General features: G+C 67.8%; 21 protein-coding genes. 8 read left to right on the forward strand and 13 right to left on the reverse strand.

Translation table 11 applies throughout. The features are described 5' to 3' along the window. Positions 1 to 76 precede the first annotated feature (76 nt). The 6 genes from MKK65_RS01985 to MKK65_RS02010 all read right to left on the reverse strand — a co-directional run bounded on the left by MKK65_RS01985 (position 77) and on the right by MKK65_RS02010 (position 8,806). Positions 77 to 910, reverse strand: a complete 834-nt coding sequence (locus tag MKK65_RS01985) for a MaoC family dehydratase N-terminal domain-containing protein (protein WP_243954867.1) — start codon at positions 908 to 910, stop codon at positions 77 to 79. 1 nt (position 911) lies between these two features. Next, a complete protein-coding gene (locus MKK65_RS01990) occupies positions 912 to 2,060 on the reverse strand; it encodes an acyl-CoA dehydrogenase family protein (protein ID WP_243954869.1) in 1,149 nt (382 codons plus the stop codon). An 8-nt stretch (positions 2,061 to 2,068) separates the two neighbouring features. Further along, positions 2,069 to 2,818 carry a glucose 1-dehydrogenase gene (locus tag MKK65_RS01995; RefSeq protein WP_243954871.1) on the reverse strand — a complete coding sequence of 250 codons (750 nt, stop codon included), beginning with the start codon at positions 2,816 to 2,818 and terminating at the stop codon, positions 2,069 to 2,071. Positions 2,819 to 3,132: 314 nt separating this feature from the next. After that, positions 3,133 to 4,269 carry a CaiB/BaiF CoA transferase family protein gene (locus MKK65_RS02000; RefSeq protein ID WP_243954873.1) on the reverse strand — a complete coding sequence of 379 codons (1,137 nt, stop codon included), beginning with the start codon at positions 4,267 to 4,269 and terminating at the stop codon, positions 3,133 to 3,135. Positions 4,270 to 4,383: 114 nt separating this feature from the next. Further along, positions 4,384 to 7,542 carry an efflux RND transporter permease subunit gene (locus MKK65_RS02005; protein ID WP_243954875.1) on the reverse strand — a complete coding sequence of 1,053 codons (3,159 nt, stop codon included), beginning with the start codon at positions 7,540 to 7,542 and terminating at the stop codon, positions 4,384 to 4,386. A gap of 49 nt (positions 7,543 to 7,591) precedes the next feature. Next, on the reverse strand, positions 7,592 to 8,806 hold the full coding sequence (locus MKK65_RS02010; protein WP_409565348.1) for an efflux RND transporter periplasmic adaptor subunit: 1,215 nt from the start codon (positions 8,804 to 8,806) through the stop codon (positions 7,592 to 7,594). Positions 8,807 to 9,220: 414 nt separating this feature from the next. On the opposite strand from MKK65_RS02010, the gene MKK65_RS02015 reads away from it, so the two are divergent. Together MKK65_RS02015 and MKK65_RS02020 are read left to right on the forward strand one after the other, a co-directional pair. Beyond that, positions 9,221 to 9,442 carry a hypothetical protein gene (locus MKK65_RS02015; RefSeq protein WP_058192165.1) on the forward strand — a complete coding sequence of 74 codons (222 nt, stop codon included), beginning with the start codon at positions 9,221 to 9,223 and terminating at the stop codon, positions 9,440 to 9,442. Positions 9,443 to 9,728: 286 nt separating this feature from the next. Next, positions 9,729 to 9,908, forward strand: a complete 180-nt coding sequence (locus tag MKK65_RS02020) for a hypothetical protein (protein ID WP_058192164.1) — start codon at positions 9,729 to 9,731, stop codon at positions 9,906 to 9,908. 13 nt (positions 9,909 to 9,921) lie between these two features. Here the strand turns inward: MKK65_RS02020 and MKK65_RS02025 are convergent, their stop codons facing one another. The 3 genes from MKK65_RS02025 to MKK65_RS31095 are packed head-to-tail and all read right to left on the reverse strand — an operon-like array spanning position 9,922 to position 11,989. Further along, positions 9,922 to 10,134 (reverse strand): hypothetical protein, encoded by a 213-nt coding sequence (locus tag MKK65_RS02025; RefSeq protein ID WP_058192163.1) that lies wholly within the window; start codon positions 10,132 to 10,134, stop codon positions 9,922 to 9,924. Further along, positions 10,131 to 10,730 (reverse strand): cysteine hydrolase, encoded by a 600-nt coding sequence (locus tag MKK65_RS02030; RefSeq protein WP_243954879.1) that lies wholly within the window; start codon positions 10,728 to 10,730, stop codon positions 10,131 to 10,133. The genes MKK65_RS02025 and MKK65_RS02030 overlap by 4 nt, the downstream gene beginning before the upstream one ends. Before the next feature lie 8 nt (positions 10,731 to 10,738). Then, positions 10,739 to 11,989 (reverse strand): GNAT family N-acetyltransferase, encoded by a 1,251-nt coding sequence (locus tag MKK65_RS31095; protein WP_279596460.1) that lies wholly within the window; start codon positions 11,987 to 11,989, stop codon positions 10,739 to 10,741. Between the two features lie 97 nt (positions 11,990 to 12,086). Between MKK65_RS31095 and MKK65_RS02040 the strand changes: the two genes are divergently transcribed. The 6 genes from MKK65_RS02040 (at position 12,087) to ureG (ending at position 17,434) form a co-directional block, all read left to right on the forward strand. Then, positions 12,087 to 13,100: a LysR family transcriptional regulator gene (locus tag MKK65_RS02040; protein WP_243954881.1), complete on the forward strand. Its 1,014-nt coding sequence runs from the start codon at positions 12,087 to 12,089 to the stop codon at positions 13,098 to 13,100. A 68-nt stretch (positions 13,101 to 13,168) separates the two neighbouring features. After that, entirely contained in the window at positions 13,169 to 13,789 is a 621-nt protein-coding gene (locus MKK65_RS02045; RefSeq protein ID WP_243954883.1) for an urease subunit gamma, read from the forward strand. Between the two features lies 1 nt (position 13,790). Further along, entirely contained in the window at positions 13,791 to 15,518 is a 1,728-nt protein-coding gene (ureC, locus tag MKK65_RS02050; protein WP_058192159.1) for an urease subunit alpha, read from the forward strand. Positions 15,519 to 15,636: 118 nt separating this feature from the next. Then, on the forward strand, positions 15,637 to 16,131 hold the full coding sequence (locus tag MKK65_RS02055; protein ID WP_243954885.1) for an urease accessory protein UreE: 495 nt from the start codon (positions 15,637 to 15,639) through the stop codon (positions 16,129 to 16,131). Continuing rightward, entirely contained in the window at positions 16,097 to 16,807 is a 711-nt protein-coding gene (locus MKK65_RS02060) for an urease accessory protein UreF (protein WP_243954887.1), read from the forward strand. Before MKK65_RS02055 ends, MKK65_RS02060 begins: the two co-directional genes overlap by 35 nt. Positions 16,808 to 16,816: 9 nt before the next feature. Then, on the forward strand, positions 16,817 to 17,434 hold the full coding sequence (gene ureG, locus MKK65_RS02065) for an urease accessory protein UreG (RefSeq protein ID WP_058192156.1): 618 nt from the start codon (positions 16,817 to 16,819) through the stop codon (positions 17,432 to 17,434). 21 nt (positions 17,435 to 17,455) lie between these two features. On the opposite strand, the gene MKK65_RS02070 is transcribed toward ureG, so the two are convergent. From MKK65_RS02070 to MKK65_RS02085, 4 genes are all read right to left on the reverse strand, one after another. Continuing rightward, entirely contained in the window at positions 17,456 to 17,680 is a 225-nt protein-coding gene (locus MKK65_RS02070) for a hypothetical protein (protein ID WP_243954889.1), read from the reverse strand. Between the two features lie 133 nt (positions 17,681 to 17,813). Further along, the gene (locus MKK65_RS02075; RefSeq protein WP_243954891.1) at positions 17,814 to 18,587 is read right to left on the reverse strand and encodes an ABC transporter permease; all 774 of its coding nucleotides are present in this window, start codon (positions 18,585 to 18,587) and stop codon (positions 17,814 to 17,816) included. Then, positions 18,584 to 19,498, reverse strand: coding sequence for an ABC transporter permease (locus MKK65_RS02080; RefSeq protein WP_243954893.1), 915 nt, complete (start codon positions 19,496 to 19,498; stop codon positions 18,584 to 18,586). The genes MKK65_RS02075 and MKK65_RS02080 overlap by 4 nt, the downstream gene beginning before the upstream one ends. A gap of 52 nt (positions 19,499 to 19,550) precedes the next feature. Further along, positions 19,551 to 20,606, reverse strand: coding sequence for an ABC transporter ATP-binding protein (locus MKK65_RS02085; protein ID WP_243954895.1), 1,056 nt, complete (start codon positions 20,604 to 20,606; stop codon positions 19,551 to 19,553). Positions 20,607 to 20,608: the final 2 nt, after the last annotated feature.

Here is a 20,608-nt window from a genome sequence, read left to right on the forward strand (position 1 = left end):
CGCAAATCGCGCGCTGCACCGGGTCGCTTCGCTGCGCTCGCGATGACGGCACAGCTGAATTCCGAAGCGCAAGCGCTTACGCCGCCGCCTGCGCCCGCATACAGACATGCCCCGCCGCGTCGATGGACACGCCCTCGAACCCCTCCCCTGTCCGCCGCCCGCAAATCCGAAACATCTGATTGGCGGTCATCGGGGAGACGCCGCGATGCGTGAAGCTTCGCGGAACCCCTCCGAGCAGTGTCGCCGCGAGGTTCATCAGCAGCGTTGCTTGGATCGGTCCGTGGACCACGAGGTCGGCGTAGCCCTCCACCTGGGTCGCGTAGGGCTGGTCGTAGTGGAAGCGGTGGCCGTTGAAGGTCATGGCCGAGTAGCGGAACAGCAGCGTCGGCGTCGCCGGCACGGCCCAGACCTGCTGGTAGGCCGATGCGTCGTCGCGTTCGGCCACGCCCCCCGCCCCGCTCTGCGCCCCGGCGGCCTCCCGGTAGACGATGTCCTGCCGTTCCCGGATCGCCAGCCCGCGCGCCGTGGCGACGGCATGCTCGACGGTGACGAAGCAGAGCCGGCCGCTGCGCCCTTCCTTAAAGGCCACGTCACGCACGGTCTCGGTGCGGGTGACGAGGTCGCCCTCGCGCAGTTCGGACAGCGTCTCGACCTGTCCGCCGGCCCACATCCGCCGGGGCAGCGGCACCGGCGGCAGGAACCCGCCCTTGGCGGCGTGGCCGTCCGGCCCGAGGGCGTCGGCCGGCGGCGTCTCCGGGGCGAGGCACCAATGCAGGGCCGGCGGTGCAGCCCCATCCGACATCGGGGCGAGATGGGGCCCAAAGGTCGCGCGGAACTCGGCCAGCAGCCGCGGCGTGACGAGGTCCGTGGTCTCGCGGGTGCGGCCGATCCAGGCGCTGAGATGGGTCATGTCAGTACGACCGCGGCAGCCCAAGCACGTGCTCGGACAGGTAGGCGAGGATCAGGTTCGTGGAGATCGGCGCGACCTGGTAGAGCCGCGTCTCCCTGAACTTGCGCTCGATATCGTATTCCTCCGCGAAGCCGAACCCGCCGTGGGTCTGGATGCAGGCATTGGCGGCCTCGAACGAGGCATCGGCGGCGAGCATCTTGGCCATGTTGGCCTCCGCGCCCGGATTGGCGCCGGATTCGTAGAGGCTCAGCGCCTCGCGGACCATCAGCTCGGCGGCGCGCATGTTCGCGTAGGCTTTCGCGATCGGGAATTGCACGCCCTGATTGGCGCCGATCGGCCGGCCGAACACCGACCGGTCCGAGGCGTAGGTCTTCGCCTTGTCGATGAACCACTTGGCGTCGCCGACGCATTCCGCGGCGATCAGGATGCGCTCGGCATTCATCCCGGACAGGATATAGCGGAAGCCCCTGCCCTCCTCGCCGATCAGGTTCTCCGCCGGCACCCGGAGGGTGTCGAAAAAAACCTCCGTGGTGGCGTGGTTCATCATGGTTCGGATCGGCCGGATGGTCAGGCCGTTGCCGACCGCCTCCCGCATGTCGACGAGCAGCACCGAGAGGCCGTCGGTGCGCTTCATGCCTTCGCTCCGAGGCGTGGTGCGTGCCAGGAGCAGCATCAGGTCCGAATGCTCGGCCCGGCTGGTCCAGATCTTCTGGCCGTTGACGACGTAATGGCCGCCCTCGCGGCGGGCCGTGGTCTTCAGGCTGCCGGTGTCGGTGCCGGAACTCGGCTCGGTCACCCCGAAGGCCTGGAGCCGCAGGCGGCCCTCGGCGATGGCCGGCAGGTAGGCGGCCTTTTGGGCCTCCGAACCGTGCCGGAGCAGCGTGCCCATCGTGTACATCTGCGCGTGGCAGGTCCCGCCGTTGCAGCCCGCCCGCTGGACTTCCTCTAGGATCGCGGCGGCGGCCGAGAGCGGCAGGCCGGATCCGCCATACGCCTCCGGGATCAGCACCGAGAGGTAGCCGCTTTCGGTCAGCGCGTTCACGAACGCGGTCGGGTAGGCCATCTCCCGGTCAAGCGCCCGCCAATACGGGCCGGGAAACCCGGCGCAGAGCTTGGCAACGGCTTCGCGGATCTCAGTGTACGGTTCCATCGTGCGCCTCAGGCCGTTCGGCCGCCATCGACCGGAAGGTCGACGCCGGTGATGAAGGCGGCCTCGTCGGAGGCCAGGAACAGGGCAGCGGCGGCGATGTCCTCGGCCCGCGACATCCGTCCGAGGGGGATCGTCGCGATGAACCTGTCCCGGTTCTCCGGGGTGTCGGGCACGCCCATGAAGTGCTCAAGAAGAGCGGTGGCGCCTATCACCGGGCACAGGGCGTTCACACGGATCTTCCAGGGGGCGAGTTCGAGCGCCAGCGACTTCGAGGCAAGGCTCGCGGCTCCCTTGGACGCGTTGTACCAGGTCAGCCCCGGGCGCGGCCGCAGCGCCGCCGTCGAGCTGACGTTGAGGATCACGCCGCCGCCCTGGTCGCGCATCAGCGGGGCGATGGTCCGGACGGAGTGGAAGATCGACTTCACGTTCACCCGGAACACCCGGTCGAACTCGTCCTCGGTCACCTCCAGCAGCGGCTTGTTGCGGTGGGTGGTGCCGGCATTGTTGACCAGGATGTGCGGGATGCCGAACCGTTTGCCGGTCTCGGCGACGCTGGCCTCGACATCGGCGGCCGATCCGACATCCGCGGCGATCGCGATGGCGTTCGGGCCGATGCCCACCGCGACCCGCTCTGCCGCCACACGGTCGATATCCACGCAGGCGACCCGGGCACCCTCGGCGGCGAAGCGCTCGGCGATGCCGGCGCCGAACCCGCTGCCGGCGCCCGTGACGATCGCGACTTTACCGTTCAGTCTCATCGCTTCCTCCCGTTTTTGTTTCGTTTTATAAATAATACCAGACATTATTGGTAGATATGCCTCTTAATACGATCCCTGACAGATAGATCACTCAATCGACATCGCAACGTCAGCTTTATAAATCACTTTGTCATTCCGGGGCGCCGCAGGCGAACCCGGAATCCAGAGCCGCCGACTGTGCAGAACCTTGAGCTGTCGGCGTTTCTGGATCCCGGGCTCCGCTGCGCGGCCCCGGGATGACAAAGCGGATGTTTGGACGAAGACAGAACTCCTAAGTCGAATAAGAATATATTCTAAACTCGGCTCCATTGCCCTCACTTCCGAGCGCCGAACTCCCGCCGAATCCTTGCACTGTGCTCGCCGATATCCGGCACCCGGCCGAGCGCGCGGACTTCACCGTCGATCAGGACCGGCGGCGCGACGATGCGGGCCGGGCCGGCCGAGGTCTCGACCTCGGCGCGGACCAGGGCCGGATGGGTGGCGAGGTCGGCGAGCGTATTGACGAAGCCGTAGGCGGTGCCGGCGGCCTTGAGCCGGGCGGCGGCTTCGTCGCGGCTGAGCCGCACCAGGGCTGCTCCGACGCGCAGGTCCACAGCGGCGCGGTTCGCCACCCGGGCGTTGTTCGACGCGAATGTCTCGGCGTTGGCGAGGTCCGGTTCACCCAGAACGCGATCGCAGAAGCGCGCCCATTCCCGCTCGTTCTGGATCGAGATCAGCACCAAGCTGCCGTCGGCGGTGGGATAGGCACCGTAGGGCGAGATCGAGGGATGGGCGAGGCCGACCCGCTGCGGCTCCTGCCCAGTGCCTTCGAAGTAGAGCAGCGGCACGTTCATCCAGTCGGCCGCGCCGCTGAACAGGCTGACCTCCAGGGCGCAGCCTGCTCCGATGATGGAACGGGCGATCAGCGCCTCCAGCACGGCGGCATGGGCGTCCATCCCGCAGGCGATGTCGCAGACCGAGACGCCGACGCGGCCCGGGCCAGCCGGATGGCCCGTGATGCCGGCCATGCCGCTCTCGGCCTGCACCAACAGGTCGTAGGCTTTCATGTCGCTGTAGGCGTGGCCGGCGCCGTAGCCCGAAATATCGACCGTGATCAGGCGCGGATGGCGCGCCCGCAGGTCCGCCGAGCCGAAGCCGGCGCGGACGGCTGCCCCCGGGGCCAGGTTCTGCACGAAGATGTCGGTCTCTTCCAGGATCGCGTGCAGCAAACGGGCGTCGTCCGGATCCTTGATATCGGCGACGAGGCTCTCCTTGCCGCGGTTGAGCCAGACGAAGTAGCTCGCCAGACCGTTGACGGCGGAATCGTAGCCCCGGGCGAAATCCCCCTCCGGACGCTCGATCTTGATCACCCGGGCGCCGGCATCGGCAAGCCGCAGGGTGCAATAGGGCGCGGCGACGGCCTGCTCCAAGGCGAGGACGGTCAGCCCCTGCAACGGGCGGTTCACGCGCATTCTGGCTCCTCGGCATCCGGAACGCCCGACGGTACGAGGCCGGAGCGGGGGATCTGGGTCGGCCGCGCGCGCCGCCAAGCCGGGGCGGCTGACATCCGGCGCGAAGCCGCAGCGCTACTCCGCGGCGCGCAAAGGCCGATGATCGTGGGCAGCCTCGCCCGGCTCGGCAAGCAACGCGTCGACCGCCTCTGGCTTGTCCCGGAAGGAGAAGCGGTGCGCCAGCCGGTCGAGATAGACGTAGATCACCGGCGTCGTGAACAGGGTCAGGATCTGGCTCACCGCCAGTCCGCCGACCATGGCGTAGCCCAGCGGCTGGCGGATCTCGGAGCCGGTGCCGGTGGCGAGCATCAGCGGGATGCCGCCGAGCAGCGCCGCCATGGTGGTCATCAGGATCGGTCGGAACCGCAGCAGCGCCGCCTTGCGGATCGCTTCCTCCGGGCTCAAGCCTTCTTCGCGCTCGGCCACGATGGCGAAGTCGATCAGCATGATGCCGTTCTTCTTCACGATGCCGATCAACAGGATGATGCCGATCAGCGCGATGAGGCTGAAATCGTAGCCGGCCCACATCAGCACGGCCAACGCACCGACGCCGGCCGAGGGCAGGGTCGAGAGGATCGTGATCGGGTGGATGAAGCTCTCGTAGAGGATGCCGAGGATCAGGTAGACCACGAACAGGGCCGCGAGGATCAGCAGAGGCACCGTCGAGAGCGATTGCTGGAAGGCCTGCGCGGTGCCCTGAAAGCCCGTGGTCACGGTGGGCGGCACCTGGAGATCCTTCATCGCCTGGCCGATCGCCTCGGTCGCCTGGCCCAGCGCGACGTTGGGGCCGAGGTTGAAGCTGATCGTCACCGCCGGGAACTGGCCCTGGTGGTTGACCGCCAGCGCCGCCACCGGGTCGGTCGTCCAGCGCGCGAAGGCCGCCAGCGGCACCTGCCCGCCGCCGATCGGGGCCTTGATGTAGATCTTGTCCAGGCTCTCGACGTTGCCCTGCAGGGCTGGGAGCACTTCCAGGATCACGTGGTAGCTGTTGAGCTGCGTGAAGTACTGGGCGATCTGCCGCTGCCCGAACGCGTCGTAGAGCGTGTCGTCGATGAGCTGGGGCGTGATGCCGTAGCGGGAGGCCGCGTCGCGGTCGATCGCCAGCGTCAGGGTGGTGCCGCGGTTCTGCTGGTCGGTGGCGACGTCGCGCAGCTCCGGCAGCGTCTTCATCTTATCGAGGATGCGGGGTGCCCAGGTGTTCAGCTCGGCGAGATCCGGGTCCTGCAGGGTGTATTCGAACTGCGTCCGGGAGGTCCGGCCGCCGGTGCGCACGTCCTGCGTGGCCTGGATGTAGGTGCGGATCCCTTCGACCCGCTCCAGCTTCGGCCGCAGCCGGCCGATGATCTGGAAGGCATCGGCCTCGCGCTCCTCGCGGGGCTTGAGGGTGATGTACATGCGCCCCGAATTGAGCGCCTGCCCGTTGCCGCCCAGCGACATGCCGACCGTCGCCACGTCCGGATCGGCCTGGACGATGGCCCCGACCTTCTCTTGCAGGGTCTTCATCGCCGAGAACGAGATGTCCTGCCCCGCCTCGGTGACGCCGATCATGAAGCCGGTATCCTGCTGCGGGAAGAAGCCTTTCGGGATGACGATGAACAGATGGATCGTCAGCGCGAGCGTCGCGAAGAAGGTCAGCAGCGTGATGAACCGGAAGCGCAGGGCGAGGTCGAGGCCTTTCGCGTAGGACGACAGCAGCCCATCGAACACCGCCTCGCTCGCCCGGTACAGGCTGCCATGGTGGCCGGTGCCATGGGGCTTGAGCAGGCGCGCCGCCATCATCGGCGTCAGCGTCAGGGCGACGAAGGCCGAGACCGCGATGGTCATCGACAGGACGACGGCGAATTCCCGGAACAGGCGGCCGATGATGCCGCCCATCAGCAGCAGCGGGATCAGCACGGCGATCAGCGACACAGAAATGGACACGATGGTGAAGCCAATCTCGCCCGCACCCTTGAACGCGGCCTCCATGGGCCGCATTCCCTCCTCGACGTAGCGGCTGATGTTCTCCAGCACGACGATCGCGTCGTCGACCACGAAGCCGACCGAGATGGTCAGCGCCATCAGGGACAGGTTGTCGAGGGTATAGCCGGCGAGCCACATCAGCGCGCAGGCGCCGAGCAGGGCGAGCGGCACGGTCACGCTCGGGATCACGGTCGCCCAGAAACTGCGCAGGAACACGAAGATCACCGCGACCACCAGGACGATGGTGATCAGAAGCGTGAACTGCACGTCCTCCACCGAGGCGCGGATGGTCTGCGTCCGGTCGCTCAGGATGCCGATCTTGATGCCGGCCGGCAGGGTCGCGGTCAGGCGCGGTAGCTGCGCCTTGATGCTGTCCACCGTGTCGATGACGTTGGCGCCGGGCTGCTTGAAGACCACTAGAAACACGCCGCGCTGGCCGTTGGTCCAGCCGGCCTGCTTGGTGTCCTCGGGGCCGGCCACCGCGGTGCCGATGTCCCGCACCCTCAGGGGGGCGCCGTCGCGATAGGCGACGATGACGTCGTTCCAGTTCTGCGCCGTGGTGAGCTGATCGTTGGCGAAGATCGTGTAGCTGTGGCTCGCGCCGTCGATGCTGCCCTTCGGGTTGTTCACCGTGGTGAGCGACAGGGGCGTGCGGATATCCTCCAGCGACAGGCCCTTGGCCACGAGCTTGGCCGGATCGACTTGGATCCGGATCGCGGGCTTCTGCTGGCCGCCGATGAAGACCTGCGCGACGCCCGAGATCTGGCTGATGCGCTGGGCGAGTTGCACGTCCACCGCGTCGTCCACCTCGATCAGCGGCATGCTGTCGGAGGTGGCCGATAGCAGGAGGATCGGGGAATCGGCCGGGTTCACCTTGCGGTAGGTCGGCGGGGTCGGCAGGTTCTTCGGCAGCTGGCCGCTCGCCGCGTTGATGGCCGCCTGGATGTCGCTGGCCGCACCGTCGATGTTGCGATTGAGGTCGAACTGGACCGTGACCGTCGAGATCCCGAGGGAACTCGTCGAGGTCATCTGCGCGACGCCGGGAATCTGCGAGAATTGCCGCTCCAGCGGCTGGGCCACCGAGGAGGCCATGGTCTCGGGGCTGGCACCGGGCAATTGCGCCGTGACTTGGATCGTCGGGAAATCGACCTGCGGCAACGGCGCGACGCCGAGCAGCGGATAGGCCACCATCCCGAGAAACAGAATGCCGACCATGATCAGGGTGGTCGCCACTGGAAAGCGAATGAACGGCGCCGAGATACCAGCCTTCATCGCAAACCCTCCCGAAGCATCGGGGCCGCCCTGTCGCTGCGGATTCCGATCACGGATCGGCCTTTGCCGACCGGCTGGGACCCGACGGACTTGCGGTTGCCGTCTCGGCCTGCGCCGTATGGGCCGCGTGCGGATCGGCCACCAGACTGCCGTCCTGGACCTTGTACTGCCCGGCGGTGATCACCCGCTCGCCCGGCTTGAGATCGCCGGCCAGAACCTGCGTTCGGCCGGAATCCGAGCGTCCCGCCTTCAGCATCCGCTGATGTGCGTGGCCGGACTCGTCGATCACGAAGGCGAATAGGCCGTCCGGCCCGTGCTGAACCGCATCGTCCGGCACCGTCATGGCCGCCGCGACCGTACCGACCCGCATCCGGGTCGAGACCGACAGGCCGGGCCACAGGGCATGGTTCTGATTCTGGAATACCGCCTTCAGGCGGATCGTCCCGGTCGCTGTATCGACTTGATTGTTGAACAGGGCGAGCTTGCCCTCGGCCAACTTGGTCAGCCCGTCCGTGGTCCAGGCCGAGACGGGCACGTCGCCCGTCCGCAGGGCAGCGCCGATCGCGGGCAATTGGTCCTCGGGCGCCGTGAACACCACGAAGATCGGCTCGACCTGGGTGATGGTCACGATCGCCGACTGGCCCGCGGCGGTGACGATGTTGCCGATATCGACCTGCCGGAAGCCGGTGACGCCGTCGATCGGCGCCCGGATTGTCGCATAGCTCAGCTGTGTCGTGGCATTGTCGATGGCCGCCTGATCGGAGGCCACCTGCGCAGTCAGCTGGGCGACCAAGGCCGTCTGCGTCTCGGTCTGCTGGCGCGACGCGTAGGCGCCGAGACCGGTGTAGCGGACCAGATCCACCTTGGCGTTGTTGAGGTTGGCGGTGTCCTGATCCTTTTTGGCCTTCGCCTGGTCGAGGGTGGCCTGATAGGGGCGTGGGTCGATCTGGACCAGGATATCGCCCTTGCGGACGTTCTGGCCCTCGCGGAAGGCGATCTGGTGGATCTCGCCGTCCACCCGGGTGCGCACCTGAACGGTGTTGTAGGCCTGCACCGTGCCCAGCCCGTTCGATACCAGCGCGAACGGCCCCTGCTCGACCATTCCGACCGTCACCGGTACGGGAACCGGCGCCGCGGCCTTCGCCTTGGTGACCGGCCGCTGGGTCGTGCGCACGTAGCCGTAGGCCCCACCGCCTACGAGGGCCAGGGCCACGATTGCCGTTACCAGACCGCGGGATCGCCGCGGCTTCTGCTTCACCCTCATCGGCCGCGGGCCCCCTCCGTCTCGGATCGCGACAGCCTCGTCCGGTCGAGTCGCGTCGCGCTGCCCGTCATCCTCGCTCAGCATGCCTGGGTGACCCTTGCGCGATCAGGCCGCGATGCGCGTCGCCATCGTCCGACGGGATCGCGGCGCCGCATGGATCGCCAGCGAAGTAGATTGCATTCCCTAGCATACAATCTACGCGGCGACATTAGGGCGCCTGGCCCAAAGCTGGAGCCGCGGTGCTCGAAATCCGGGCTGGACCCGCCTGGCGCGGCGGCGGTTGCCCTTGAAGGAAAGCCGTCGCAGAGGAGCCGGAATATCGGTTCGCCGCCGCGCCCGCCCCCTGGGATGCGGGTCGGCGCATCGTCCAACGCCGGCGCGTCCGGCCACGAAGTCAGGACATTGGGACGCCGTATGGCCGAGACGCTGGAACTGGACGGCCTGAACGAGCTGCGCGCCGCCCTCCTAGAGGAGCGGCAGACCATCGTCGCCTCGGTGCGGAAGCTGCGCGACTCACGCCGGCAGAAAGGCACCTTCGTGCTCGGGGACGGCGCGGCCGCCGGGCCGCGGTTGGTGGCGGTGCAGCACCAGATCGACGTCGTCGAATCCATCATCGCCACGCTGACGAAGGCTTGAGGGCGCCCCTCCGCGTGGATGACCTGCGGCGGGGCGGGTCGGACAGGTGCCACGTCTCCGTGTCCGTTATGTTTCTCACCTCTGCGCAAGCGGGCCGGCGGCTCAGACCGCTACGGGAACCGCATCACGAGTCCGCGCGGAAACATCCGCTTGTAGAGCGATAGCTGAACACCCGGGCCGCCTGACGATTCGGTCCGGTTGTACAGGCAACGCCTGTCTTCGAGGCTGGACCGCATCAGTGCTGTGCTGATACGGGACCGCAGCTCAAGGCGCGGGATGCCACGACATGGACGCCCTCGATCACACCGGTACGGCGCGTGAGATTGATCCGCCGACGGAGCCGCAGCGCAATCCAGACCTGATCGCGCTCTGGACCGCCTTGGAGGCGGATCGTCGCGCCGGCGACGAGAGAACCGCTCGGCTCCGGGCCATGCGCCTGATCGGCGGGGACGACGAGGCGGTCTGACGACTGGGCGTCGTCAGCTTTCCCCGCTTTCGCCGTAGCCGGGCAGACGTGACGCCAGGGCGAACCCCACAGCCATCGCCATGGCTTCGGCCTGCACGATCAGGGCGGTGTCGCCGCTGTCCCGAGCAGCCTTCAGCAGCCCGACTGCGTGCTGGCCGAGTCTTACATCGATGTCGTTCTCGTCACGTCTGCGCGCGTCGCGTTCGTGCGGGCGTGGACCGGTCATTGGCGTGCCGCGGGATTGGAAACGGTCGGCGTGGGCCTGTAGGGCGCCGACGCCGCAACCCAGGATTGGGTGTCCATGACATCCGCAAAGACGCGCATGACGGCGCTCACCGAGCGATGGATGTCGTCGGCCGAGATGCCTTCGAGATCATGGCTGGCCGAAGCATCGGACAGGAACGTCACTTCCTGGCCCCGATGGAAGCCGTCGATCGCCGTGGCGAGGCAGGCGGCCTCGCCCGCGAAGCCCGCGATGACCAGTTGCGCGCCACCGCGCTCCATCGCGTCGGCGAAGGCAGGGCTGGCGTAGCAAGAGGGCCGATCCCGGTCGAAGATCATGTCGCAGCCATGCGGCTCGAAGCCTTCGATCCAGCGGGCGAAGCGCGTGCCCGCCTGAAACAGTGGCGCTCCGATCCAGCGCACGTAGGCGACCGGGATGCCGCTCTCCCGGGCGTGATCCAGCGCCAGCCGACATTTCTGCAGGGCGGGGGCGATACCCGCGAGCGCCAGTGGCCGGCCAGCAATCTCGTATTCCTGCTGCATGTCGACCAGCACGAGGACGGGGACGCTGCTCGGCCGGCGGTAGAGCGCCGGGTTCACGTGCCGGGTCACCGCGCGGCCTGCCCGTCGACGGAGGGCCGCGTGACGGCCCGCCCGCGGGACCGATCGAGGGCGCCGGCCTTGTGCCACCGGCCCTCGGGACGGATGATCACGTAGGGATCGATGCCGATCCCGATTGCCTCCGGATGCGGCTCCGCCTCCATCAGCATCTCGACATAGTCGAAATCCGAGAACACCAGCTCCTGCGCACCCTCGAACACCCGGAACCCGAACCGGCTCCAGAATCCGACGAGGCGCTTCTGCGCGTGGCCGTAGAGTCGGCGATAGCCCTTGACCCGCGCCAGTTCGATCCCGGCCCGGACCAGCGCGAAGGCCATCCGCGTGTTGCGGTACTCGGCTCTGACGGCCAGACGCTCGATCTTGGCGAAATCGGCGAAGAACCGGATCCGCAGGCATCCCGCCGGCTCGTCGCCGACATAGCCGATCAGGTGCGTCGCCGAGAGGTCGTTGCCGTCGAACTCCTCTTCGTACGGGCAGGCCTGCTCGGCCATGTAGACCGCGGCGCGGAGGGCGATGACGCGCGCCAGATCCTCGAAGCTGCGCGCGACCGCTACGCTGACGCCGGCGAGGCCGGGGCGGTGGCTGTCATAAGGGGGCGTTGCCTCCGGCACGGATGCACGAGCGAAGTGATAGAGACGGCCGTTGGTCCCGCCGCCCGTCGTGAAGCCGAGGGCAGTGAGTAGATCGGCCCCCTCCGGGGTCGCTGCCCGGGCGTAGAAGTCGATGCCGTGATACAGGGGGCTCGACAGGCGGTCGAAGACGAGGCCGACTCCGCCGGCGAGGCGACGGCGGGCATAGACCGCCCAGACGTAAATCGCCGCCGGACGCTCGTGCTGGGCGGCCAGCATGGTCGCTGGCGGCTCGGCCGCGTCGAAGGTTCGCGCCTTGAGGGCTGCAAGCCCGTCCGCGTTCAGCATCAGGCAGGCGACGAACCCCTCCCCGCGGGGCGCCGCCGCGTCGAAGCGGTGGCGTTGAGCGATTGCCACGATGCTGTCGGGGTTGGTCGACAGCACCCGTTGGACGGTAGCAAGGGGAGCGAGGTCCGGCAGGTCGACGCGAGCCGCCTCCATGAGGCAGGCGAGGTCGTCTGGCGTCGGCATGAAGACGACCAAGTGCCGAGCGACACGCTCGACCCGCATCGACTCGAGACTGTGTCGCGGCTGCGGCAGCAGGGATGTCAGACCGAGCCCCGTTGGGTCCTGTGCCTGAAATCGGGAATGGGCGACGTGCACCGTCATCGGATGACCTGTCATTCGGGAACGGATTGACGCTGCAGCACTTCGCATCTAGCGCACGGGTTGTATGTGCACGAATTGAAACAGGGGTGTTCCGGCGATGGAACGGGTCGAGATCGACCACGGCGCGATGCCTGATTGGCAAAGCGTTCGGGTGTTCCTGACCCTGCACCGATGCGGGAGCTTCCGCTCGGCGGCGGTGAAACTGGGCCTCTCGATCAACTCGGTCCGACGCCAGGTCGGCGACCTGGAGGCGCGGATCGGAGCGCCCCTCATCACTCGTCACGTCGACGGAGTCCGCCTCACCGCAGAAGGGCGCTCGATCCTGGATGCGGCGACCCGCATGGAAACGGCCGCGTTCGGCCTCATGCTGGCCGGTGAAGCCGCCCCGTTTGCCGAAATCGGTGAGGTGCGCATAGCGGTCACCGAAGGACTCGGCGCATTCTGGCTGGCACCGCGTCTGGTGGAGTTTCAGCGGGCCAATCCCCGCCTGACGGTCGACTTGCGCTGCGCCATGGAATCCGCAGACGTTCTGCGTCTGGAAGCTGACGTCGCGATCCAGCTCACGCGACCGACCAGCCCGGACCTGCGGATGGTCAAGCTCGGACGCATGCACGTCATGCCTTACGCCGCGCGCAGCTACGAGCAGCTCTATGGCTTGCCGGATAAGCCTGCGGACCTCACGCGTCACCGCATCGTCGTGCAGGCCGCAAGCCAGACGATCCGTCTGGAAGACTATGCAAGGGACCTGCCCGGCTTCCCTGCCGAGATCCCGGTGACACTGAAGATCAATGTCAGCAGTGCCTATTACTGGGCCATCGCGAAAGGCGCTGGGATCGGTCTGTTGCCGACCTATGCCACCGCCATCGGGGCACAGGTCGTGCCGGTGGACAATCTTGGCCTCTTCGGCCTCGACATCTGGCTCACCTACCATCCGGATGCCGAGCGGATCGGCCGGGTGCGTCGCGCGATCGATTGGCTGCGCGCGTCCTTCGATCCCGGTCGCTACCCGTGGTTCCGGGATGAGTTCATCCATCCCCGCGACCTGCCCAGTCGGATCCGGGGTGAGGCGCTTCCAGACCTCTTTGCTGGCTTTACGGCGATGTCGGACTGATCAGCGGAAGCCTTGACCCCGCGGCGCGCATGATCCTTGCTCCCGTCGCCGCGACGACGAGGTATCCCGTGCTGCTGACGCCCCGCGAGAAGGACAAGCTGCTCATCGCCATGGCGGCGCAGGTGGCGCGCAACCGTCTGGCGCGCGGGGTCACGCTCAATCATCCCGAAGCGGTGGCGCTGATCACCGACTTCGTGGTGGAGGGTGCGCGCGACGGGCGCAGCGTCGCTGAACTGATGCAAGCGGGGGCGAACGTCCTCACCGCCGATCAAGTGATGCCGGGCATCGCCGAGATGATCCCCGATATTCAGGTCGAGGCGACCTTTCCGGACGGGACGAAGCTCGTCACCGTGCATCACCCGATCCGGGGGGCAGCCTCCACCGACGTGCCCGGCCGGGTCTCGACGCTGCCCGGCGAGATCGTCTTCAATGCCGGCGCCGACCGCACCGTGATCGAGGTCGCCAATACCGGCGACCGGCCGGTTCAGGTCGGCTCTCATTACCATTTCTTCGAGGTCAATCCGGGTCTCGTCTTCGAGCGCGAAAAGGCGCGCGGGCAGCGTCTGGACATCGCGCCGGGTACGGCGGTGCGCTTCGAGCCGGGTTCGACTCGGGAGGTGGTCCTGGTGCCACTCTCGGGCGGACGCGCCGTGTATGGTTTCCGCGGTGACGTGATGGGCAGCCTCTGAGATGGCCAACATGCCCAAGCCGGCCGCCCTCCCCCGCGCCGCCTATGCCGACATGTTCGGCCCGACCACCGGCGACCGTATCCGACTCGCGGATACATCCCTTGAGATCACGGTCGAGCGCGATTTCACCACCTACGGCGAGGAGGTGAAGTTCGGTGGCGGCAAGGTCATCCGCGACGGGATGGGCCAGAGCCAGGTCACGAACGCGGCGGGCGCCGTCGATACGGTGATCACCAACGCGGTGGTGCTCGACCATTGGGGCATCGTAAAATGCGATGTCGGCATCGTGCGCGGACGGATCTTCAGGCTCGGCAAAGCCGGCAACCCCGACGTGCAGCCCGGGATCGACATCATCGTGGGTCCCGGAACCGAGGTGATCGCCGGTGAGGGCAAGATCCTCACAGCCGGCGGCTTCGACAGCCACATCCACTTCATCTGCCCGCAGCAGATCGAGGAGGCTTTGTGCTCGGGCATCACCACCATGCTGGGCGGCGGCACCGGGCCCGCGCATGGCACCTTCGCGACCACCTGCACCCCCGGCCCCTGGCACATCGCCCGGATGATCGAGGCCGCCGACAGCTTCCCGATGAACCTCGCCTTTGCCGGCAAGGGCAACGCCTCCCGCCCCGAAAGCCTCGTCGAGATGGTGCGGGCCGGGGCCTGTGCGCTGAAGCTCCACGAGGATTGGGGCACGACGCCCGCGGCGATCGACACCTGCCTGTCGGTGGCGGACGCCCACGACATCCAGGTCATGATCCACACCGACACATTGAACGAGTCGGGCTTTGTCGAGGACACGATCGCGGCCTTCAAAGGGCGCACCATCCATGCCTTCCATACGGAGGGCGCGGGTGGCGGTCACGCGCCGGACATCATCAAGGTCGCCGGGCTGCCGAACGTCCTCCCGTCGTCGACCAACCCGACCCGGCCCTACACGAAGAACACGATCGACGAGCATCTCGACATGCTCATGGTCTGCCACCACCTCGATCCGTCGATTCCCGAGGACCTTGCCTTCGCGGAGAGCCGGATCCGCCGCGAGACGATCGCGGCCGAGGACATCCTGCACGATATCGGTGCGCTCTCCATGATGTCGTCGGACAGCCAGGCCATGGGCCGGGTCGGCGAGGTGGTGATCCGCACGTGGCAGACCGCCGACAAGATGAAGCGCCAGCGTGGCGCGCTTGCGGGCGACGCCTCCGGCACCGACAACCTGCGCGCCCGGCGCTACGTCGCCAAGTACACGATCAACCCGGCCATCGCGCACGGCGTGTCGAAGCATATCGGCTCCGTGGAGCCGGGCAAGCTCGCCGATTTGGTGCTCTGGACTCCCGCCTTCTTCGGTGTGAAGCCGGATCTGGTGCTGAAGGGCGGCTGCATCGCGGCCGCGCCGATGGGCGATCCGAACGCCTCGATCCCGACGCCGCAGCCGGTCCATTACCGTCCGATGTTCGGCGCCTACGGCCGCGTGCCTTACGCGACGGCCCTCACCTTCGTCTCCCGGGCGGCGGTGGAGGACGGGTTGCGGGAGCGGCTCGGGGTGCAGAAGCAGCTGGTCCCGGTGGAGAACGTTCGCGGCGGTATCTCCAAGAAGGACATGGTGCTGAATGACGCGACGCCGGTGATCGAGGTCGATCCGGAAACCTACGACGTGCGGGCCGACGGCGAACTCCTGGTCTGCGAGCCCGCCGAGGTGCTGCCGATGGCGCAGCGCTATTTTTTGTTTTGAACGATCCCTGGGCAGTCTGACGTGAACGTCCCCAATCACGGGCGGCTCATGATTGAGCCGGCACTGGACGAAGGATTTCCGCCGAGGGGGTCCGCCTCGATGGATCGGCGGTGAGATCATGATCCGCGCCACTCGCATCCTCCGCCGTGAGCATCTGTCCGGCGGCGAGATCGTCGACCGGGTCGTGCTCGATTCCGGCGCGCGCCATCGCCGCCGCGTCGCCATGCGCGGCGCCGGGGGATTGGCGTTTCTGCTCGATCTGCCGGGGGCGGCCGTGCTGGAGGACGGCGACGCGCTTGTGCTGGAGGATGGCCGCCTCGTCTGGGTCGAGGCGGCACCGGAGCGGCTCCTCGAGATACGCGCCGTGAGCGATCAGGCCCTCAAACGGCTGATCTGGCATATCGGCAACCGGCATATTCCAGCCGAGATCGGTATGGAGGCGGTCTGGATTGCCTACGACCATGTCCTGGCCGACATGGTCCGGGGCCTGGGCGGCACCGCCGAACCGGTGGACCGTCCGTTCCGGCCGGAGGGCGGCGCCTATTCCGGCGGTCATGCCCACGGCCATGATCACCCGCATGGTGGGCATCATCACCACCACGCCGATGGCTGAGGGCCTGGATGCATTGCGCCTGATGGCGTGGTTGTCACCGGGCTATCCGATAGGCGCCTATGCCTATTCGCACGGGCTGGAATGGGCGGCCGAGATCGGTGACGTGCGTGATGAGGCAAGCCTTACCGACTGGCTGGCCGATGTCTGCGAGCACGGCACCCTGCACAACGACCTAATCCTGGCAGCCCATGCCCATCGGGCGGCATCCTCGGCTGAACCGGAGAGGATCGTCGAGATCAACGATCTTGCTTTGGCCCTTGCGCCGTCGCGCGAGCTACATCTGGAAACCAGCCAGCAGGGCCGCAGCTTCCTCGACGCCACCCTGGGCGCCTGGCCCTGCGAAGCCCTGACGGCTCTGGACGGGCATCTCCCGGGCGCGGTGGCCTATCCGGTGGCGGTCGGTGCGGCGGCGGGCGCCCATGGGATGGCGTTGCCGTCCCTGCTGGCCGCTTACGGCCTGGCCTTCATCCAGAATCTCGTTTCCGCGGCGCTGCGGGCGGCCCCGGTCGGGCAGGCCGCGGGCACGCGGGTGATCGCGTCCCTGACACCGCGAATCGTCCGACTCGCCGAGGCGGCCCGAACGGCGGATCTCGACGCGATCGGATCCGCCACGTTCCGCCTCGATCTCGGCTCGTTCCGGCACGAGACGCAATATTCCCGCATCTTCCGATCCTGAGGACGCAGCATGACATCCGCGAACGGCCCTCTCCGCGTCGGTATCGGCGGCCCGGTGGGCTCCGGCAAGACGGCATTGATGGAGCAGCTCTGCAAGCGTTTCCGCGACCGCTACGAGATCTGCGCGATCACCAACGACATCTACACCAAGGAGGATGCCCGGATCCTGACCGTGGCCGGGGCCCTGCCGGAGGACCGTATTCTCGGCGTCGAGACCGGCGGCTGTCCGCATACAGCGATCCGCGAGGATGCCTCGATCAACCTCGCCGCAGTGGCCGAGATGAGCCGGCGCTTTCCGAAGCTCGATCTGGTGCTGATCGAATCGGGCGGCGACAACCTGGCGGCAACGTTCTCGCCGGAACTCGCCGATATCACACTCTACGTCATCGACGTGGCCGGCGGCGAGAAGATCCCGCGCAAGGGTGGCCCGGGCATCACACGGTCCGATCTCCTGATCGTCAACAAGACCGATCTGGCGCCGCTCGTTGGGGCCGACCTCTCGGTGATGGAGGCCGACACCAAGCGCATGCGCGGCACGCGGCCCTACGTCTTCGCGTCCTTGCGAGGCGGCGATGGGGCCGATGATGTCGCCCGCTTCGTCGAGGAGGCCGGTGGCCTCGGCCGCTGATCACCCCTCAAGGCGTCGACTTCAGCGACCGGCCTCCGCCGAACGCGATCTTGCCGACGCCTTCGGCGTCAGGCCCATCAACGCATCGAGCCGGCTCATCCGGGCATCGAAATCCTTCACCACCGTTTCCCGAGCCTTGACGGCGGGATCGGGCAGCGGCTTCGGGTGGACGCGGGCCGAGCGGGCGTCGGCTGCTGAAACGAGGAGGAGCGAAGCAACGGGTAGCAATGTCAGAGCGCGAATCATGACGAGGTCCCTCATGGATTCGCTGCTTGGCGCAGCGGGCTCACCGCGAGAGTATGGTCGCTGAAAGCTTGGCTGCGTGCGCGAGCGCACCTCTCGCGCGACGCGTTCGGCGCGCGGCCGGATGATGATCGCGTCAGGCCTGCGAGCGCCGGACGGTGAGCCACGAGGCCAGGAGCACGAAGGCGCTGACCAGCACGACGAGCAGCGTCGAGGCGGCGTTGATCTCGGGATTCACCCCGAGCCGGACCTGGCCGTAAAGCCGCATCGGCAGGGTGGTCGAGCCTGGGCCCGAGACGAAGCTCGCAATCACGAGGTCGTCGAGCGAGAGCGTGAAGGCGAGGAGGGCCCCGGCGAGAACCGCGGGGGCGAGCAACGGCAGCGTGATGGTGAGGAACACCCGCAACGGCCCGGCGCCGAGATCGGCGGCCGCCTCCTCGAGACCCTGATCCAGCCCGCGCAGGCGCGCCGCCACCACGACGGCCACGAAGCCGGTGCAGAAGGTTGCATGCGCGATCACCAGGGTCGCGATTCCCCGGTCGACGCCGATGCCGATGAACATCAGCAACAGCGATAGGCCGATCATGACCTCCGGCATCACCATCGGCCCGAAGATCAAACCGGTGAACAGCGCCCGCCCTCGGAAGCGGCCGTGGCGCTCCAGGGCGAGGGCTGCGAGGGTTCCGAGAAGCGTGGCGATCAGGCTTGCGAGCAGCGCCACCTGCAGCGAGACCCAGGCCGCCGCCATCAAGGGGGCGTCGGCCAGAAGCGCACTGTACCACTTCGTGGAGAAGCCGCCCCAGACGGTCACCAGGGATGAGGCGTTGAACGAGTAGGCGATCAGCACCAGGATCGGCGCGTAGAGAAAGGCGAGCCCGAACACGAGGGCGGTGCGGGTCACCCAGGTCACGGGCGGCCCTCCTCGCCGGAGCGCAAGCTGTCGCGGAACAGCACCACCGGGCCGATGATGATCGCGAGGATCAACACCGCCACCGCCGAGGCGAGCGGCCAGTCGCGGTTCGAGAAGAACTCGCTCCACAGCACCCGGCCGAGCATCAGGGTCTCTGACCCGCCGAGCAAGTCCGGGATGACGAACTCGCCCACCATCGGGATGAAGCAGAGACCGGCGCCGGCCGCGATCCCGGGCAGGCTCAGCGGCAGGGTCACCGTCCAAAAGACGCGGATCGGCGAAGCGCCGAGATCCGCCGCCGCCTCGCGCAGGGCTGGGTCGAGGCGGTTCATCACCGCGTAAAGCGGGAGGACCATGAACGGCAAGTAGGCGTAGACCAGCCCGACGATCACCGCGACGTCGGTGTTCAGGATGATCAGCGGCTGCGAGACCAGGCCGAGCCGCAGCAGGATCAGATTCAGCAGGCCCTCGGGCTTGAGGATCGCGATCCACGCGTAGATCCGGATCAGGAAACTCGTCCAGAACGGCACCACCACCAGCGCGACGAGGAGGGGCTGCCGATGCGACGGAGCCCGGGCCAGCGCGTAGGCGAGCGGCGTACCGACCGCGACGAGGATCAGGCTCGCGACTGCCGCGTAGGCCAGCGAGCCGAGGGCGGCGTCGCGATAGAGCGCGTCCGCGGCGAGCGTCGCGTAGTTGTCGAAGTTCAGGGCTTCGAGAAAGGCCGACCAGCCGTCGAGGCCGCCCTGCCAATCGAGAACCGGTAGGTAGGGCGGGATCGCCGTGGCCGGCTCGGACAGGCTGATCTTCAGAGTGATCGCGAAGGGCAGCAGGAAGAAGGCCGCCAGCCAGAGAAGCGGCGGCAGGCGCACCAGCCGGTCGAACAGGCGCCATGGAATTCCGGCTCTCATGGCCGCCATCCGCGGAGGCCGACCGTACCGGCAAGCGTGATCCGAGGCCGGGTCATGCCGGCAGGATCACGGCATCGGCGCTGGCGAAACAGGCGCGGGTTTCCGTGCCTATCGGATCGCCAGCGTCGTCCGGCCGGCCGCTCGATCGCAGCAACGTTCCATCGGGAAGGCGCAGCGTCCGGCGCAGGCGGTCGCCCAAATAGGTCGCGTCGGCGATCGTCACCGGCAGACCTTCGGTGCCGACGATCAGGTTTTCCGGGCGCACCGCGACGACCACTGAAGCGCCCTCCGACAGCGCGGTCGCAGATGCACGGACAGGCCCGTGCGGGGTCTGCACCGCGCGGCTGTCGCCCGCCGCTGCAGGGCCGAGCCGGCCGGGGATGAGGTTCACATCACCGAGCAGGCCAGCCACGAACCGGTTGACCGGGCGGCGATACAGCTCGGAGGCCGGTCCGACCTGAGCGAGCCGACCGCCTTCCATGACGCCGATCCGGTCGGCCAGCATCATCGCTTCCTCCGGATCGTGGGTCACCACCACGAAGGCGGTTCCGAGGCGGCGCTGCACGGCCCGCAACTCGGCCTGGGTCTCCTCGCGCAGGCCGCGATCGAGGGCGCCGAGGGGTTCGTCCAGCAGGAGCAGCTTCGGCTCGCGGGCGAGCGCGCGGGCCAGAGCGACCCGCTGCCGCTGGCCACCGGAAAGGGACTCCGGCCGGCGATCGGCGAAGCCGTCAAGCTGGACGAGACGCAGCAACTCCGACACCCGGGCGGTGGCGACGGTCCGGCCCAGTCCCGCGAGGCCGTAACCGACATTCCTGGCCACGCTCATATGCGGGAACAGGGCGTAGGACTGGAACATCATGTTCACCGGCCGCCGATGGGGCGGCAGGGCAATCAGGTCCTGGTCACCGAGGCGGACACGGCCCGAACTCGGGGTCTCGAAGCCCGCGATCATGCGCAGCAGCGTGCTTTTCCCGCAGCCGGACGGCCCGAGCAGGCAGAAGAACTCCCCGGGGTCCAAGTCGAGGTTGACCGCATCGACGGCGACGTGTGTGCCGAAGCGTTTGGTCAGATCCTCCAGCCGCAGGCGCAGCGCGGGTGCATCCGCCAAGG

Source organism: Methylobacterium sp. J-001 (assembly GCF_022829565.1).
Taxonomy (GTDB): Bacteria; Pseudomonadota; Alphaproteobacteria; order Rhizobiales; family Beijerinckiaceae; genus Methylobacterium.

Coding starts and splice junctions, on each gene's coding strand:
- MKK65_RS02005 (WP_243954875.1), bottom strand. CDS start 7,542: ATGAAGGCTGGTATCTCGGCGCCGTTCATTCGCTTTCCAGTGGCGACC.
- MKK65_RS02010 (WP_409565348.1), bottom strand. CDS start 8,806: ATGAGGGTGAAGCAGAAGCCGCGGCGATCCCGCGGTCTGGTAACGGCA.
- MKK65_RS02080 (WP_243954893.1), bottom strand. CDS start 19,498: ATGAGAGCCGGAATTCCATGGCGCCTGTTCGACCGGCTGGTGCGCCTG.
- MKK65_RS02060 (WP_243954887.1), top strand. CDS start 16,097: ATGGTGGGCATCATCACCACCACGCCGATGGCTGAGGGCCTGGATGCA.
- MKK65_RS02070 (WP_243954889.1), bottom strand. CDS start 17,680: ATGATTCGCGCTCTGACATTGCTACCCGTTGCTTCGCTCCTCCTCGTT.
- MKK65_RS02020 (WP_058192164.1), top strand. CDS start 9,729: ATGGACGCCCTCGATCACACCGGTACGGCGCGTGAGATTGATCCGCCG.
- MKK65_RS02015 (WP_058192165.1), top strand. CDS start 9,221: ATGGCCGAGACGCTGGAACTGGACGGCCTGAACGAGCTGCGCGCCGCC.
- ureC (WP_058192159.1), top strand. CDS start 13,791: ATGGCCAACATGCCCAAGCCGGCCGCCCTCCCCCGCGCCGCCTATGCC.
- MKK65_RS02025 (WP_058192163.1), bottom strand. CDS start 10,134: ATGACCGGTCCACGCCCGCACGAACGCGACGCGCGCAGACGTGACGAG.
- MKK65_RS01990 (WP_243954869.1), bottom strand. CDS start 2,060: ATGGAACCGTACACTGAGATCCGCGAAGCCGTTGCCAAGCTCTGCGCC.
- ureG (WP_058192156.1), top strand. CDS start 16,817: ATGACATCCGCGAACGGCCCTCTCCGCGTCGGTATCGGCGGCCCGGTG.
- MKK65_RS02055 (WP_243954885.1), top strand. CDS start 15,637: ATGATCCGCGCCACTCGCATCCTCCGCCGTGAGCATCTGTCCGGCGGC.
- MKK65_RS31095 (WP_279596460.1), bottom strand. CDS start 11,989: ATGACGGTGCACGTCGCCCATTCCCGATTTCAGGCACAGGACCCAACG.
- MKK65_RS01985 (WP_243954867.1), bottom strand. CDS start 910: ATGACCCATCTCAGCGCCTGGATCGGCCGCACCCGCGAGACCACGGAC.
- MKK65_RS02040 (WP_243954881.1), top strand. CDS start 12,087: ATGGAACGGGTCGAGATCGACCACGGCGCGATGCCTGATTGGCAAAGC.
- MKK65_RS02000 (WP_243954873.1), bottom strand. CDS start 4,269: ATGCGCGTGAACCGCCCGTTGCAGGGGCTGACCGTCCTCGCCTTGGAG.
- MKK65_RS01995 (WP_243954871.1), bottom strand. CDS start 2,818: ATGAGACTGAACGGTAAAGTCGCGATCGTCACGGGCGCCGGCAGCGGG.